The 15,606-nt window shown below is 33.9% G+C and carries 12 protein-coding genes and 2 tRNA genes; 7 read left to right on the forward strand and 7 right to left on the reverse strand.

The features are described from left to right. Nucleotides 1–27: 27 nt before the first annotated feature. Nucleotides 28–885 carry a hypothetical protein gene (locus ACFO3N_RS08420; protein ID WP_379796837.1) on the reverse strand — a complete coding sequence of 286 codons (858 nt, stop codon included), beginning with the start codon at nucleotides 883–885 and terminating at the stop codon, nucleotides 28–30. A 127-nt stretch (nucleotides 886–1,012) separates the two neighbouring features. Next, nucleotides 1,013–2,065 (reverse strand): hypothetical protein, encoded by a 1,053-nt coding sequence (locus ACFO3N_RS08425; protein WP_379796839.1) that lies wholly within the window; start codon nucleotides 2,063–2,065, stop codon nucleotides 1,013–1,015. Nucleotides 2,066–2,171: 106 nt separating this feature from the next. Between ACFO3N_RS08425 and ACFO3N_RS08430 the strand changes: the two genes are divergently transcribed. From ACFO3N_RS08430 to ACFO3N_RS08440, 3 genes are read left to right on the forward strand one after another with little or no spacing between them, the layout of a single operon-like run. After that, the gene (locus ACFO3N_RS08430; RefSeq protein WP_379796841.1) at nucleotides 2,172–3,083 is read left to right on the forward strand and encodes an ABC transporter ATP-binding protein; all 912 of its coding nucleotides are present in this window, start codon (nucleotides 2,172–2,174) and stop codon (nucleotides 3,081–3,083) included. Between the two features lie 3 nt (nucleotides 3,084–3,086). Further along, nucleotides 3,087–3,923 carry an ABC transporter permease gene (locus ACFO3N_RS08435; RefSeq protein ID WP_379796843.1) on the forward strand — a complete coding sequence of 279 codons (837 nt, stop codon included), beginning with the start codon at nucleotides 3,087–3,089 and terminating at the stop codon, nucleotides 3,921–3,923. A gap of 13 nt (nucleotides 3,924–3,936) precedes the next feature. After that, complete coding sequence (locus ACFO3N_RS08440) at nucleotides 3,937–6,285, forward strand: T9SS type B sorting domain-containing protein (RefSeq protein ID WP_379796845.1); 2,349 nt, start codon at nucleotides 3,937–3,939, stop codon at nucleotides 6,283–6,285. Between the two features lie 120 nt (nucleotides 6,286–6,405). Here ACFO3N_RS08440 and typA read toward each other — a convergent pair whose 3' ends face one another. Further along, nucleotides 6,406–8,202 (reverse strand): translational GTPase TypA, encoded by a 1,797-nt coding sequence (gene typA, locus ACFO3N_RS08445; protein ID WP_250837069.1) that lies wholly within the window; start codon nucleotides 8,200–8,202, stop codon nucleotides 6,406–6,408. Between the two features lie 168 nt (nucleotides 8,203–8,370). On the opposite strand from typA, the gene ACFO3N_RS08450 reads away from it, so the two are divergent. Together ACFO3N_RS08450 and ACFO3N_RS08455 are read left to right on the forward strand one after the other, a co-directional pair. Then, nucleotides 8,371–10,080 carry a PAS domain-containing sensor histidine kinase gene (locus ACFO3N_RS08450; protein WP_095931016.1) on the forward strand — a complete coding sequence of 570 codons (1,710 nt, stop codon included), beginning with the start codon at nucleotides 8,371–8,373 and terminating at the stop codon, nucleotides 10,078–10,080. A gap of 5 nt (nucleotides 10,081–10,085) precedes the next feature. After that, nucleotides 10,086–10,496 (forward strand): response regulator, encoded by a 411-nt coding sequence (locus tag ACFO3N_RS08455; protein ID WP_379796848.1) that lies wholly within the window; start codon nucleotides 10,086–10,088, stop codon nucleotides 10,494–10,496. A 225-nt stretch (nucleotides 10,497–10,721) separates the two neighbouring features. On the opposite strand, the gene rpsT is transcribed toward ACFO3N_RS08455, so the two are convergent. The 4 genes from rpsT to proS all read right to left on the reverse strand — a co-directional run bounded on the left by rpsT (nucleotide 10,722) and on the right by proS (nucleotide 12,872). After that, nucleotides 10,722–10,973, reverse strand: coding sequence for a 30S ribosomal protein S20 (gene rpsT / locus ACFO3N_RS08460; protein ID WP_073417115.1), 252 nt, complete (start codon nucleotides 10,971–10,973; stop codon nucleotides 10,722–10,724). A gap of 153 nt (nucleotides 10,974–11,126) precedes the next feature. Further along, nucleotides 11,127–11,198, reverse strand: a tRNA-Glu gene (locus ACFO3N_RS08465). Nucleotides 11,199–11,243: 45 nt separating this feature from the next. Beyond that, nucleotides 11,244–11,315, reverse strand: a tRNA-Glu gene (locus ACFO3N_RS08470). Nucleotides 11,316–11,393: 78 nt separating this feature from the next. Then, nucleotides 11,394–12,872: a proline--tRNA ligase gene (proS, locus tag ACFO3N_RS08475; protein WP_379796850.1), complete on the reverse strand. Its 1,479-nt coding sequence runs from the start codon at nucleotides 12,870–12,872 to the stop codon at nucleotides 11,394–11,396. 102 nt (nucleotides 12,873–12,974) lie between these two features. Here proS and ACFO3N_RS08480 point away from each other — a divergent pair, with 102 nt between their 5' ends. Both ACFO3N_RS08480 and ACFO3N_RS08485 read left to right on the forward strand, forming a co-directional pair. Beyond that, a complete protein-coding gene (locus ACFO3N_RS08480) occupies nucleotides 12,975–13,967 on the forward strand; it encodes a hypothetical protein (protein WP_379796852.1) in 993 nt (330 codons plus the stop codon). Between the two features lie 42 nt (nucleotides 13,968–14,009). Beyond that, the gene (locus ACFO3N_RS08485) at nucleotides 14,010–15,512 is read left to right on the forward strand and encodes an OmpP1/FadL family transporter (protein WP_379796854.1); all 1,503 of its coding nucleotides are present in this window, start codon (nucleotides 14,010–14,012) and stop codon (nucleotides 15,510–15,512) included. Nucleotides 15,513–15,606: the final 94 nt, after the last annotated feature.

Below are 15,606 nucleotides of genomic sequence, written 5' to 3' on the forward strand. Positions count from 1 at the left end.
AACTTAGAACCTTAGCAACTTAGAATCTTAGAATCTAAACTCATAAACCTTTCCTCCTATTTTATTTGTTTTTTCGTCGGCGATTAGTAAAGTATTGTTGTCTTTAAAAACGATAGCTTCTTTTTGTGAGAAGTGATTTAGATTTAGTTCTGTATGCGTTCCTTTATGGAATAAATCTCCTTTAAAATCTTTAAATAAAAGTACTTTATCATGACTTAATAAAGCCACTTTTTTCCCGTCTGGACTTATTGTTGCACTTGTTAATACGCAATGGTTGTAATTGCTGCACGTTTTAAATTCGCCAATTTTTACTGCTTTTTGAGTTCCTGTGGCATTTTTGATTTTGTAGATAAAAGCTGTTCCATCAAAGCCTTTACTTCTGTTTTTGGTAAAGAGATAAAAATAACCTCCATGTTCAAAGAAACCTTCAACGTCGTAGAACATTTCTTTTTTCTTTGGCGGAAATTCTTTTTGTTCTGGATACGAAAATGAAATTTTATATTCGGCTTTGGCCAAATCATTATTCAATTGATTTTTTGCAACTTTATAAATGCATAGATCTTTTCTTTCATTATCATTATTTCCGAAATCTCCGATATAAATATTTCCAGATTTGTCTTTTGTAATATCTTCCCAATCGACATTTGTAGCATTTGAAATCGTGATTGTTTTATCCAATTTTCCTTGAGAATTGATAGCGTAAATAGCATTTTTATTTCCGCTATCTTCTAAAGTGTAAAGCAAATTCGTTTCAGGAAAATAGGCAATTCCCGAAACTTCTTTTAATTTTTTAGGAAGGGAATAAAGTTCTTTTAATTTGCTATCTGACTGCTGTTGACACGCCAATAAAACTATAGAAACGGCTACTAAAAAAGATTTTTTCATAAATATTATTTTTTATTTTTTTGTCATCCTGAGGAACGAAGGATCACACTAGAGACTCCACATAGTAATTCTCCAATCTTTGTAGAGTTACTTGTGTGATCCTTCGTCCCTCAGGATGACAATAATTCTAAACTAAGTTAGTGTTTTTAAAATTACGTGTAATAAATTCAAATGCGGCTTGCATAACATGCCCCATCGATTTTGCGTTTTTAAATTTCATATCGTTTGTATAACGATACAATTCCATTTTTAACTGCGTCAGATGTTCATGCGTAGAAATGGTATCGTGACACATTATATTCAGTAATTTTTTTATTCTGGTTTCGGCAGAATGAATACGTTTTGCTAAAATCGCTCTTTCCTCATCTTTATACTGAATAATGGAACGTTCTTCTAATTTCTCTTTAATTAGCTGAATCATTGGGAAATTTTCCTTGAAGAACTGCGGGCGATATACTTTAAAATTCCCTTCGTAACATTGCTGGTCAAAATCGATTGGACGAATTTTATAAACAACCTGATCAAAATCGTGAATTGGAACAATTACATAATTGTAAGCGCGCATATCTCCCAAAAGACGAATCATACAGCGTTCGTTAAATTTTACAAATTCTTTTGCAATCTGCGCTTTCTCCATTTCGCTGCATTTATCAAGAAGTGTGTCCATAAAAACATCGCCTGGAATTCCGATAATATGCTCTTCGATCAAGGTATCTTTATAAACCAAAAAGTTGATTTTATCTGGCGAAAGAATATCTTCCAATTCTAATCCGTAAATACGGGAAGCATCTGCTTTTTTAATGTAAAAATGAACATAGTTGTCATTGAGAATATTTCGAACTTTGATTCTAAAAGGCTTCGAATTTCCGAAAGTACAATAATCAATAGCGTCGACATTCAGAAATTGAATGATTTCGCTATTTCCATCAGAATGCAGAAGCGAATATATTTTTTTTAGATTTAAATCAATTTCATTGCGCTCAAATTCACCGTAATACACCCGAATCCAGAGCGTATCGTTATCGTGTTTATCATAAACATTTATAGAACCCGAAAAACGAAGCAAGTCATCATAAAACACAGAAACTTTAGAAATACGTTCGTATCTTTCTAAATAGCTTAAAAGTGGCTGTGTTAAAGGGTAAGACGGTTTTTTTAAAACCATTAAAGGCTCGCTCATTTTGAATATCTTTATTACAAATTTACATCAATACGATTTAAAGTTAGAATTTAAAGTAACAAAAATCAACTTGGCTCGTCATACTAAAAACTAAAACCAGAAAAATTTGGAAACCATATTAACCATTGAGAATTTAAGTAAAAGATACGGCCGAATTCAGGCTTTGAAAAATGTATCTTTTCAAATACAAAAAGGTCGCGTTTATGGCATTCTAGGGCCAAACGGCAGCGGAAAATCGACTACATTAGGAATTGTTTTGAATGTTGTTAATAAATCGTCTGGCAATTATCGCTGGTTTGATGGCAATGTAGAAACGCATGATGCCTTAAAAAAAGTGGGTGCGATTATAGAAAGACCCAATTTCTATCCGTACATGACAGCCGAGCAAAACCTCCAATTGGTTTGCAAAATCAAAAATATAAACTATTCTAAAGTTAACGAAAAACTGGAATTGGTGGGTTTAATCGAAAGAAAAGACAGCAAATTCAGCACTTTTTCTTTAGGAATGAAACAGCGTCTGGCAATAGCATCGGCCCTTTTAAACGATCCTGAAATTTTAATTTTAGATGAACCAACCAACGGATTAGATCCACAGGGAATTCATCAAATTCGAGATATCATTAAAAAAATTGCATCGCAAGGAACTACTATTTTATTGGCTTCCCATTTATTGGATGAAGTAGAAAAAGTTTGCTCGCAAGTAATTGTTTTAAGAAAAGGCGAAGTTTTGTATTCTGGTCCTGTTGACGGAATGTCTTCTAACGAAGGTTTCTTTGAGTTGCAAGCCGTGGATAATTTAGTTTTAAAAACAGTTTTATCAGAACATCCTGCTGTTGATAGAATTGCTGAAGAAGATGGAAAAGTTTTAGTTTACCTAAATTCCGACTTATCTGCCTCAGAGATAAACCAATTTTTATTTTCTAAAAATATTGTTTTAAGCCATTTAGTAAAACGTAAAAACAGTTTAGAAGCTCAATTTTTAGAATTAACCAAAAACGCCATCGCTCAAAAAAACTAAACCATGAAAAGACTTCTCTCTATAGAATTACAAAAAATCTGGATGAACAAAGCCAGCCGCATATTAACCTTAACTTATTTTGTATTACTTTCTTTTATTGCTTTAATCGCTGCAATAAAATTTGATATAGGACCTTTCAAATTTCATTTGGCAGAAATGGGAATCTTCAATTTTCCTTTTATCTGGCATTTCAATACATATGTTGCTGCTTGGCTTAAATTCTTTTTGGCTATTGTAATTGTTTCTATGATGGCGAATGAATACAGCTACGGAACTTTAAAACAGAACTTAATTGATGGTTTAAGCAAAAAAGAATTTATTCTATCTAAATTCTTAACTGTAGTTTTATTTGCTTTTGGATCTACTGTTTTTGTTTTTATCATGAGCTTGCTTCTAGGATTGTCTTTTTCATCTTATACCGAGTTTGGAATTATTTTTTCTGACTTAGATTATCTTTTAGCCTTTTTTGTAAAGTTAACAGGATTCTTTTCGTTCTGTTTGTTTTTAGGAATTTTAGTAAAACGTTCTGCCTTTGCGCTTGGTTTTCTTTTAGTTTGGAGCATTATTGAAGCAATCATAAGAGGTACTTTGGCTTTTAAAATTTTCCCAAACAGCGATACTGAGGAAAAAATCACACAGTTTTTACCTTTAGAATCAATGTCAAATCTAATTGCTAATCCTGGACCAAGATTATCGGTAATTAAAAATATTGGCACTCAAATGGGAATCGAAACAGAAGGCAATTTCAGTGTAGATTATACTGCTGTATTAATCGTTTTAGTTTGGACTTTTGTGTTTATATATTTTTCTTACAAACTATTAAAAAATAGAGATTTGTAGTATATTTGCTACTATGAGTCAAATAAGAACATTTCTAATTCTAATTTTGTGCTGTTTTTTCCATAAAATCAGTGCGCAGAATATTTCTGTTACCGACACAGCAACACCAACAGATTTAATTCAAAATGTTTTAATAAACAGTTCTTGTATTGATGTACAAAGTGTAACGGCATCAGGAAACCCGAATCTAAGTGGACAGAGTTACGGTTCCTTTACAGCTGGTGCCAATTTTCCTTTTTCAGGAGGAATTGTTTTAGCTACTTCGCCTAGCAAAAATGCAGAAGGACCGTTTTACAAACAAGATTCCAAAGGAGTAAGGATTTTAGGTTGGAATGGTGACGCAGATCTTAATAAAGCTTTAGGAATTACGAATAGCACGCAAGCAACACTTATAGAATTTGATTTTACAGCGCAGACCAATTCAATAAGCTTCAATTATATTTTTGCTTCGAATGAATATCAAACTAATTTTCCTTGCACATATTCAGATGGATTTGCTTTCTTAATTAAAGAAGTCGGAAGTTCTGAAGAATATAAAAATCTTGCCGTTCTACCTAATTCAACTACGGCAGTTTCAGCTACAACGGTTCATCCTAAAATTGAAACCGTAAATGACAATTATGGCCAGCCTTTAGAAGGATGTGAAGCTTTAAACGAAAACTATTTTAATGGTTATAATGCAAATGGAAGCCCGATCTATTATGCAGGGCAAACTATTGTAATGAATGCCTCTACAAGTGTGATTCCGAACAGAACATACCATCTAAAATTGGTCGTTGCCGATGATGCAACCAGACAATACAACTCTGCTGTTTTTATAGAAGCGGGCAGTTTTGTAACTAAAATAAATTTTGGAGAAAACAGAACTGTAGCCGATAACAATCCTGTCTGTTATGGCGAAACTTATGTTTTAAACACCAACTTGAGTGCTACAGGTTATACTTTTAAATGGTTTAAAAAAGATGCGTCTAACACTTATTCTGAACTTCCAGGCGTGACATCTCCTTCTTACAACGTAACATCATCGGGAACGTATAAAGTGGAGGCAACCTTGGGCAATACAACTTGTGTTTCTGTTGGAGAAATCACTGTTGAATTTGCTCCCGAAATCCCATCTACGAATACTTCTTTGCTTCAATGTGATGATGATACTGATGGTATTTCAATTTTTGATTTGACTAAAGCTGGCAATTTCATCAAAAACAATGATCCTCAATTTGTTAACCAGGGATATTATGAAACTTTGGCAGATGCTCAAGCAAAAACAAATCCAATTTTAAATCCGGAACGATATACCAATAAAGGTGCAGATCAAATTATTTTTGCCCGAATTGAAAACACCTTTGGCTGTAGTAAAATAGCTGAAATTACACTAAACATCTCTAATTCTAATATTCCAAATCAATCTCCCGTAGCAACTTGCGATGGAGACGCTGTGCAAGATGGTTTGTATCAATTTGATTTAAATGCAGAAGTGACTCCTCAAATTTTAACAGGTCTGCCTGCAGGTTTAGCAATCAATTATTTTTTAACCGCTACTGATGCCCTTACCGAAACCAATCAGCTACCTAATATTTTTAAAAATACAACTCCAAACAGCCAGACGATTTATGCTCGCGTTGTAAATGGTCCAAGTTGTTACGATATTACTTCAATAGAATTAATTGTAAACACATTTGACCCTCCTAATTTTACAGACGAAGCACATTATTTATGTAAAGGAGATGAAATGACGCTAAACGTTGCAGCTGGCTTTAGCAGCTATGCATGGTCTAATGGAAGCAGTACAAATTCTTCTGTAATTAATAGTCCTGGTGACTACTCCGTAACTGTAAAAGATGCAAATGGTTGCGAAAAAACTAAAACTTTTAAAATAATTTTATCCGAACCAGCTTCAATTACTGGAGCAGATGTAAAAGATTTTTCTGGAACTGATAATACAATTCAAGTTCAGTATACAGGTGTTGGAAATTATGAATTTTCTCTCGACGGAACTGTTTTTCAAGATAGCCCTACTTTCACACAAGTAAACCCGGGCATATACAATGTAAAAGCTCGAGACAAAAATGGTTGTGGTTTATCTAATTCGTTTTTAGTATATGTTTTGGATTATCCGCGTTTCTTTACTCCAAACGGAGACGGATTCAATGATTTATGGGTTATTAAAAATATTGATCAAATGCCAGATTACACCATTTCTATTTTTGATCGTTACGGAAATCTGTTAAAACAAATGAATCAAAATGGAGCTGGCTGGAACGGAATTTTTAACGGGAGACAAATGCCTTCAGACGATTATTGGTTTACGCTCTTTTTTGCTAATGGAAAAAATGTCAAAGGTCATTTTAGTTTAAAAAGATAACTTTTAATAAATCCCATTTTTTTTTAAATTCCAAATTCCAATAAGAACATTATACATAAAAAAGAATCCCAAACTCCAGAATTGGAATTTGGGATTTTTTATATTGAAAATTAAATCGAATTAGATTTTATATCTTTTTCTATCTGTTTCGCTTAAGTAGATTTTTCTTAAACGTAAAGATTTTGGAGTAACCTCAACATACTCATCTTTTTGGATGTACTCTAAAGCTTCTTCTAATGAGAATTTGATAGCTGGAATAATTCTAGCTTTATCATCAGCTCCAGAAGAACGTACGTTAGAAAGTTTTTTCGTTTTAGTAACGTTAACCGTCATATCGTCGCTACGAGTGTTTTCTCCAATTACCTGACCTTCATAGATATCCTCGTTAGGGTCAACGAAGAATTTACCACGATCCTGTAATTTATCGATAGAATAAGGAATAGCTTTTCCGTTTTCCATAGAGATTAATGAACCATTGTTACGTCCAGGAATTTCTCCTTTGTATGGTTCGTACCCGATGAAACGGTGTGCCATAATAGCCTCACCAGCAGTAGCTGTAAGCAATTGATTTCTTAAACCAATGATTCCACGAGATGGAATATTAAATTTAACAATCATACGCTCTCCTTTACCTTCCATAGAAAGCATTTCTCCTTTACGGATAGTTACGAACTCAACCGCTCTACCTGAAAGGTTTTCTGGTAAGTCGATAGTTAATTCCTCAATTGGTTCACATTTCACACCATCAACTTCTTTGATGATAACTTGTGGCTGACCAATTTGAAGCTCGTACCCTTCTCTTCTCATTGTTTCAATAAGAACAGATAAGTGAAGTACACCACGACCAAAAACCATGAATTTATCAGCAGAATCCGTTTCTCCAACTTTCATCGCTAAGTTTTTCTCAAGCTCTTTTGTCAATCTTTCACGAATATGTCTAGAAGTAACAAATTTACCTTCTTTACCAAAGAAAGGAGAATCGTTAATTGTAAACAACATACTCATAGTTGGCTCGTCGATAGCGATTGTTTGCAAAGCTTCTGGATTTTCAAAATCAGCAATAGTATCACCAATTTCAAAACCTTCAATACCTACAACAGCACAAATATCTCCAGCCACAACCTCTTCTACTTTTCTACGGCCTAAACCTTCAAAAGTGTGTAATTCTTTAATTCTAGATTTGATGATTTTACCATCTCTTTTTACCAAAGAAATTGGCATTCCTTCTTTTAAAGTTCCTCTTTCAAGACGTCCAATAGCGATACGACCTGTAAATGAAGAGAAGTCTAAAGATGTGATCAACATTTGAGGAGTTCCTTCAGAAACTTTAGGAGCTGGAACATTAGCAATAACCATGTCTAATAATGGCTCAATGTTTTCTGTTTGATTTTTCCAATCATCAGACATCCAGTTGTTTTTAGCAGAACCGTAAACCGCTGGGAAATCCAACTGCTCTTCAGTAGCACCTAATTCAAACATTAAATCAAAAACTTTCTCGTGAACTTCTTCTGGAGTACAGTTTTCTTTATCTACTTTATTGATAACTACACAAGGTTTCAATCCTAAATCGATCGCTTTTTGCAAAACGAAACGAGTTTGAGGCATTGGACCTTCGAAAGCATCAACTAGCAAACAAACACCATCGGCCATGTTCAATACACGTTCTACTTCACCTCCAAAATCGGCGTGGCCAGGAGTGTCGATAATATTGATTTTTGTTCCTTTATATTGAACCGATACGTTTTTAGAAGTAATTGTAATACCTCTCTCACGCTCTAAATCATTATTATCTAAGATTAAATCACCTGTGTTCTCGTTCTCACGAAATAACTGACAGTGATACATAATTTTATCAACCAAAGTTGTTTTACCGTGATCGACGTGGGCAATAATTGCAATGTTTCTAATAGATTCCATCTGTGATTTTTAATGGGCGCAAAGGTACACTTTATTTTTTAAAAAAAAATGTTTCTGTCATAGTTTGCGTATATACAATCAATTAGTTAATATAAATCCTAAAAATATCGGTTCCAAAATGACATTAACATACGTTTAGTTATAGTTAAATTAACTATATTTGAAGTGATGAAAAGTAAAACTCTCCAAATTACTCTTATTTATACCATCATCTCGATAATTATGGCGGTCTTATGTCATAAATTACTCATAACCTACTTTTCTTCATCAGAATACCTATACCTATCCTTAGTAAAAGACGTTATATTTATTCTAATTACAGTATTGGTTTTTAGCTTTATCCTTTCAAAAAACGAAAAAAGAAACATAACCATTTTTGAAAAGTTAAACAAAACCAACGAAGAAATAAAAGAATCTAATGAGAAATATGACATTGTAGCAAAAGCGACAAGCGATACTATTTGGGATTGGAAAATTCAAGAGGACAGTATTAATTGGAATAAAGGAATTGAAGGTGTTTTTGGTTATGACCCAAAAGAAGTAGGAAAAACTTCTAAATGGTGGTTTGACAAAATTCACCCAGAAGACAGTATCCGAATGTCAATAAAACTATATTCTTTTATAGAACAAAAAACTGAAAAATGGCAAGATCAATACCGTTTTAGATGCGCTGATGGATCGTACAAATATGTTTTGGATAGAGGTTTTTTATTAAAAGATGAAAACGGAAGAGCCATCAGAATGATTGGAGCCATTCAAGATATTACAAAACAAAAGGAAGAAGAACAGCGATTAAAACTTTTAGAAACCGTAATTACACAATCTAAAGATTCTATTTTAATTACCGAAGCCAATTCTTCTGAAAGAAAAATACCGAAAATAGTTTATGTGAATCCAGCATTTTCTCAAATGTCGGGTTATCAGTCAAACGAAATCATCGGAAAATCGCCGAACATTTTTAAAGGACCAAAATCGGATTCTGATGAATTAAAAAAACTTCTGAGAGCCATAAAAAATGAAGAGGAATGTTTAATTGAAACCATTACATATACTAAAAGCAAAGAAGAATATTGGGTACGCTTTTCTATGATTCCTATTTTTAATAATGAAGGCGTTATTTCGCATTGGATTTCGATACAAAGAGATATTACTGATGAGAAAAAACTAGAAACAGAAAAAGAACATCTTATTCGAGAATTAACACAAAACAATAAAGATTTAAAACAGTTTTCTTACATCACATCGCACAACCTTAGAGCTCCACTTTCTAACTTAATCGGACTATTAAATTTAATAGAAGATATTCCGATCGAAAATGAAGAACTAGAAGAAATATTAGCCGGATTTACGAAATCGACTCATTTACTAAACGAAACCATCAATGATCTAGTAAAAGTTATCATTATAAAAGACAATCCTTCGATGCAAAAAGAGGAAGTTTCTCTAAAAGAAGTTTTTGAAAATGTATTCAGCCAGCTTTCATTTCAGATTGAATTACACAAACCTATAATTAAGCTTAAATTTGATAAAGTCCCTGAACTTATTACCAATAAAGCCTACATAGAAAGCATTCTATTAAACCTACTTACAAATTCTATAAAATACAAATCGGAAAATAGAAAATTAAAAATATCAATAACAGCAGAACAAATAGAACAAAAAACAATCTTAACCTTTAAAGACAACGGAATCGGAATTGACTTAGAAAGAAATCGCGACAAAGTATTTGGACTTTATCAAAGATTCCACAATTATCCCGACAGCAAAGGTTTAGGATTATACCTTGTAAAATCGCAGGTAGAAACCATGGGAGGAACAATCTCTATCGAGAGCGAAGTCAATAAAGGAACCACATTTACAATAACATTTAAAAATTAATTATTATGCTTGAGCAGATTTTATGCATCGATGATGACCCTATCACACTGATGCTATGCAAAAAGGTAATTTCAAAATCTTCATTTTCACATGAAGTTATTACAGCTCAAAACGGCGAAGAGGCTCTTCATCACTTCAATACCTTAAAATATACCAACGATCAAGCTAAAAAAAGGCCTGAATTAATTTTTTTAGATTTAAATATGCCAATCATGGGAGGATGGGAATTTCTAGATCATTTCACTTCTTCAGATTACAAAGAATTTAATACCGTTCCAGTAATTGTATTATCTTCCACTATTGATCCCGAAGATCTTGCTAAAGCAAAAAAATATCCTATTATAATAGATTTCCTTTCCAAACCTATTACACAGCCAATGCTGGAATATCTTAAAAAGAAAATTGATTTAGAGTGAAAAATTCCAAAAATTAAATTCCAAATACCAAAACCTTCAGCACAAAATTAGATTAAGGTTTATAAAATTCCGAATCTCACAAATAACAAAATTCCAAATTCCAACTATTCATAAAGATTGGAATTTGGAATTTATTTTTTATTGGAATTTCATTTACATGTGGAGTTAAAACAAAAAAAAGTCCTCTGAGAAGAGGACTTTTATATATCTTATAAATTGTATTAATTACAATTTAGCAACATGTTTCGTTAATTTAGACTTCAAGTTAGAAGCTTTATTATCGTGAATGATGTTCTTTTTAGCTAATTTATCAATCATAGAGATTACAGTTGATAATTTTGCAGTAGCATCAGCTTTATCAGTAGCTAATCTTAACGCTTTAATAGCATTACGAGTAGTTTTATGCTGGTATCTGTTAAGAACTCTTCTTTTTTCGTTACTTCTGATTCTTTTTAATGCTGACTTATGATTTGCCATTTTCTTTTAATTTTAGATGTAATAATTATTATAAATACTAGTTAAAAAAGAAAAACCTCCCACAATCGTAAAACAATCACTTTGGTTTTAACTAATAAAACAAAAACCGAGACACCAATTTTTGTTTTACAAAACTTATTTACAACTAATTTGTAGTCCGTAGGGGAATCGAACCCCTGTTACCAGGATGAAAACCTGGCGTCCTAACCCCTAGACGAACGGACCAATATTCTCCTAAGTTGGAAACTTTTCAATATGTAATATAACTTGTAGTCCGTGGGGGAATCGAACCCCCCTTACCAGGATGAAAACCTGGCGTCCTAACCGATAGACGAACGGACCGCGCTTCTGTATTGCGGATGCAAAGATACATCTATTTTTTATTTGCGCAATACCTAATGCAAAAAAATCTATATTTTTTTAATACGCCTTAGCAAAAAGCACTCTTTTAGAAGAAGGTTTGCCAGTAAATACGCAGGTTCCCGCCTCTTCTACAGCATCCAAAGGAATGCATCGAATTGTCGCTTTTGTCAATTCTTTTATCTTCTCTTCTGTCTCAGCAGTTCCATCCCAATGAGCAGATAAAAAGCCTCCTTTTCCTTCTAAAACTTCCTTAAATTCCTCAAAATTATTTACTTCCGTAATATGAGTATTACGATAATCTAATGCTCTTGTAAATAAGTCCGTTTGAATCTGTTCTAAAAGATCATTTACGTGTTCAACGATTTTTTCGTTAGAAACCACTTCTTTTGTCAAATTATCACGTCTTGCCACCTCAAAAGTTCCGTTCTCAAGATCTTTTGGACCAACTGCAATTCTAACAGGCACTCCTTTAAGTTCCCATTCTGCAAATTTAAATCCTGGCTTTTGCGTTGTTCTATCGTCAAATTTGACAGTGATTTTCAATTTTCTCAATTTAGCAGTCAAATCCTTAACCGCCTCTGTAATCTGAGCCAATTGTTCATCTGTCTTATATATAGGAACAATTACTACTTGAATTGGAGCCAAATTAGGAGGCAACACCAATCCTTGATCGTCAGAATGCGTCATAATTAACGCCCCCATTAAACGAGTAGATACTCCCCAAGAAGTTCCCCAAACATGCTCTTGCTTTCCTTCCGCATTAGCAAACTTAACATCAAATGCTTTCGCAAAGTTCTGCCCTAAGAAGTGAGATGTTCCTGCTTGCAATGCTTTTCCGTCTTGCATTAATGCTTCAATACAGTACGTTTCATCTGCTCCGGCAAAACGTTCTGTTTCAGTTTTAAAACCTTTTACAACCGGAATCGCCATGAAGCTTTCTGCAAAATCAGCATAAACATTCATCATTTTCTCTGATTCCTCAATTGCTTCATCTTTTGTAGCGTGAGCTGTATGCCCTTCCTGCCATAAAAACTCAGCAGTTCTTAGAAATAAACGTGTACGCATTTCCCATCGAACCACATTAGCCCATTGATTAATTAACAAAGGTAAATCTCTATAAGATTGCACCCATCCTTTATATGTAGACCAAATAATAGCTTCACTTGTAGGTCGAACAATAAGTTCTTCCTCTAATTTTGCATTTGGATCAACCATTAGTTTCCCAGGTCTATCCTCATCATTTTTCAACCTATAATGCGTTACAACAGCGCATTCTTTAGCAAATCCCTCAGCATTCTTCTCCTCCGCCTCAAACATGCTTTTCGGTACAAACAAAGGAAAATACGCGTTTTGATGTCCAGTTTCTTTGAACATACGATCCAACTCAGCTTGCATTTTTTCCCAAATAGCATATCCGTATGGTTTTATTACCATACATCCTCTAACTCCTGAATTTTCAGCTAGATCTGCTTTTACAACCAGTTCGTTATACCATTTCGAATAATCTTCTGATCTTGTAGTAAGGTTCTTACTCATATTATATTTTTTGGCACAAATTTTGTTTTATACAATTTTAACTAAATAGTTTGACAAAACTAACTAATTTTGTAATGTGCAACAATAAAAAACACCACAGATATGAAAACTTACCTTTCACTCCGCCAAAACTCTAATCATTTTTACTTAATCGGATTACTGAGTTTACTGCTTGCATCATGTGGTTCTTACCAAAATTCATCTTATTACGATAATGATGGAGTATATGGTGGTTCATCAGTTAAATATGTACAAACAGGTACAAACAACCAATACAAAGAATATTTCAGATCATTACAAGATGACAATCAGCCGACTGAGATATTTACAGATGTTGACAATTACACTAATTACTCAGACAGCACCCAAACTGCCTCTGTAGCTTATCCTGCATGGGGAAGCAGCAGCTCTGATGTTTCTGTAAATTTTTACTCTAGTCCATCATGGTCATTCGGATTTGGATGGGGCTACCCTTATTACGGCTACGGTTATGGATATGGATGGGGTTACCCTTATTACGGATGGGGCTACCCTGGCTGGGGATATCCAGGTTGGGGCTACCCAAGTTGGGGATATCCATACTACGGCTACAATTACTCTTATAACTATGGAAGAAGAGGCTCTGCAGGCTATTATGGCGATAGAAACTATGCTTATAACAGAAATTACAGCACTAATAGAGGCTATAACACTAGCAGAAACTACACTACAAATAGAGGAAACTACACAACAAATAGAAATTATACCACAAACAGATCAAACGGATACACTGACTTTAGACGTTCTAATATGAACGGAAGAACAAGCAGCCCTACGTTTACAAACAGAAGATCTTACGACAATAGCTCAAACTACAACAATAGCAATTATAGCAATAGAAGATCTTATAATAATAGCGGAAATACCACGACAAATAGAACTTACGCACCTAGCAACAACAGTGGCTCATCAAGAACCTATGCTCCTAGCAATAGTGGTTCATCAAGAAGCTACGCCCCTAGCAATAGCGGTGGAGGCTCTAGATCATACAGCGGCGGCGGTGGCGGCGGTGGCGGAATGAGATCTGGTGGCGGTGGCGGTGGAGGCAGAAGATAATTCTTCCTCAACCCTCTCAATTTCTAACTCAAACTTATCAAAATGAAAAAAATATTTTTCCTATTTATAACAGGACTAACTGTCAGCGCGTCATATTCACAAGAAGTTTCAGATGCTTTACGTTATTCTCAAGAGAACCTTACCGGAACTGCACGCTATAGAGCCATGAGCGGTGCCTTTGGAGCAGTTGGAGGAGACATTTCTTCTTTAAGTGTTAACCCAGCTGGATCTGCAATTTTTAACAGCAATCAAGTTGGAGTAACATTTAGCAATCAGAATATTAAAAACAATTCTAATTACTTCGGAACTGAAACATCAGATAAAGAGAACTCTTTTATCTTAAATCAAGCAGGAGGTGTTTTTGTATTTAAAAACAATAATCCAAATGTTGGATGGAACAAGATTGCGATTGGTGCAACTTATGAAAACACCAATAATTTCAATAATGAAGTTTTTTCTGCAGGAACAAATCCAACAAATTCAATAGATGGCTATTTTTTAGACTATGCAAACGGACTTGAATTGGGCAATATCACTAAAATCCCATTCAGAAACCTTACATATTCTGAACAACAAGCTTTTTTTGGTCTTGAAGGATACGTGATCAACCCAGTTACAGGCAATGACAACAATACACAATACTACACAAATGTGCCTGCCGGAGGAAATTATCACCAAGAAAATGATGTTTATACTAGAGGATATAATAGCAAAATAAGCTTTAACATTGCAACTTCATACAAAGACAGACTCTATTTTGGAGCCAATTTAAATGCTCATATAACCGATTATAGAAGATCTTCAAGCTTTTACGAATACAATAACAACCCTTTAGAGACATACGAAACAATATCTAATGTGCGTTTCAACAATGAACTTTACACATACGGAAATGGTTTTTCTTTCCAGCTTGGAGCAATTGGAAAAGTAACAGACAATTTCAGACTGGGGATAGCTTACGAATCAAATACATGGTACGAACTTTACGATGAACTTTCACAAAGTTTATATTCCACTACCGAAACTAGCTCTGGTGAAACTTTTAGTAACCCAGTAAACCCAAACATCATAAACGTATACGAATCGTACACTTTACAAACTCCAGACAAATGGACTTTTAGTGCTGCTTATGTTTTTGGCAAATCTGGTTTATTAAGCGTTGATTACGGCATAAGAAATTATGGCAACAGCAAATTTAAACCTACAAATGATCCTGGTTTTAGAGGAATCAACAATGACATCAGCAATACTTTAACTAGCACTGGCGAACTTCGTATTGGTGCAGAATATAAAATCAAACAGTTAAGCCTAAGAGGCGGATATCGTTATGAAGGAAGCCCTTATAAAAACGGAATTACAGTTGGTGAATTAAACAGCTATTCTGCCGGTTTAGGTTATAATTTCGGATCTACAAAACTTGACTTAGCTTACTCTTATTTAGAAAGAGAGTCAAATCAAGGTTTCTTTACAAGAGGATTCACAGATGGAGCTAACATTACATCTAAACTTAACAATGTTACTATGACTTTATTATTTGAATTGTAATTAAAAATCAAAATAGATGATTGAAATTTCCGTCAGGTTTTTATCTGGCGGATTTTTTTTATCCTTTTAAAAACCCTTTAATTTAAATCTAACT

Origin of the sequence: Flavobacterium chungangensis, assembly GCF_042654045.1 — a bacterium.
In the GTDB taxonomy this organism is placed as follows: Bacteria; Bacteroidota; Bacteroidia; order Flavobacteriales; family Flavobacteriaceae; genus Flavobacterium; species Flavobacterium chungangensis.

Coding starts and splice junctions, on each gene's coding strand:
- ACFO3N_RS08420 (WP_379796837.1), bottom strand. CDS start 885: ATGAAAAAATCTTTTTTAGTAGCCGTTTCTATAGTTTTATTGGCGTGT.
- ACFO3N_RS08425 (WP_379796839.1), bottom strand. CDS start 2,065: ATGAGCGAGCCTTTAATGGTTTTAAAAAAACCGTCTTACCCTTTAACA.
- ACFO3N_RS08455 (WP_379796848.1), top strand. CDS start 10,086: ATGCTTGAGCAGATTTTATGCATCGATGATGACCCTATCACACTGATG.
- ACFO3N_RS08480 (WP_379796852.1), top strand. CDS start 12,975: ATGAAAACTTACCTTTCACTCCGCCAAAACTCTAATCATTTTTACTTA.
- proS (WP_379796850.1), bottom strand. CDS start 12,872: ATGAGTAAGAACCTTACTACAAGATCAGAAGATTATTCGAAATGGTAT.
- ACFO3N_RS08485 (WP_379796854.1), top strand. CDS start 14,010: ATGAAAAAAATATTTTTCCTATTTATAACAGGACTAACTGTCAGCGCG.
- ACFO3N_RS08450 (WP_095931016.1), top strand. CDS start 8,371: ATGAAAAGTAAAACTCTCCAAATTACTCTTATTTATACCATCATCTCG.
- ACFO3N_RS08435 (WP_379796843.1), top strand. CDS start 3,087: ATGAAAAGACTTCTCTCTATAGAATTACAAAAAATCTGGATGAACAAA.
- typA (WP_250837069.1), bottom strand. CDS start 8,202: ATGGAATCTATTAGAAACATTGCAATTATTGCCCACGTCGATCACGGT.
- ACFO3N_RS08440 (WP_379796845.1), top strand. CDS start 3,937: ATGAGTCAAATAAGAACATTTCTAATTCTAATTTTGTGCTGTTTTTTC.
- rpsT (WP_073417115.1), bottom strand. CDS start 10,973: ATGGCAAATCATAAGTCAGCATTAAAAAGAATCAGAAGTAACGAAAAA.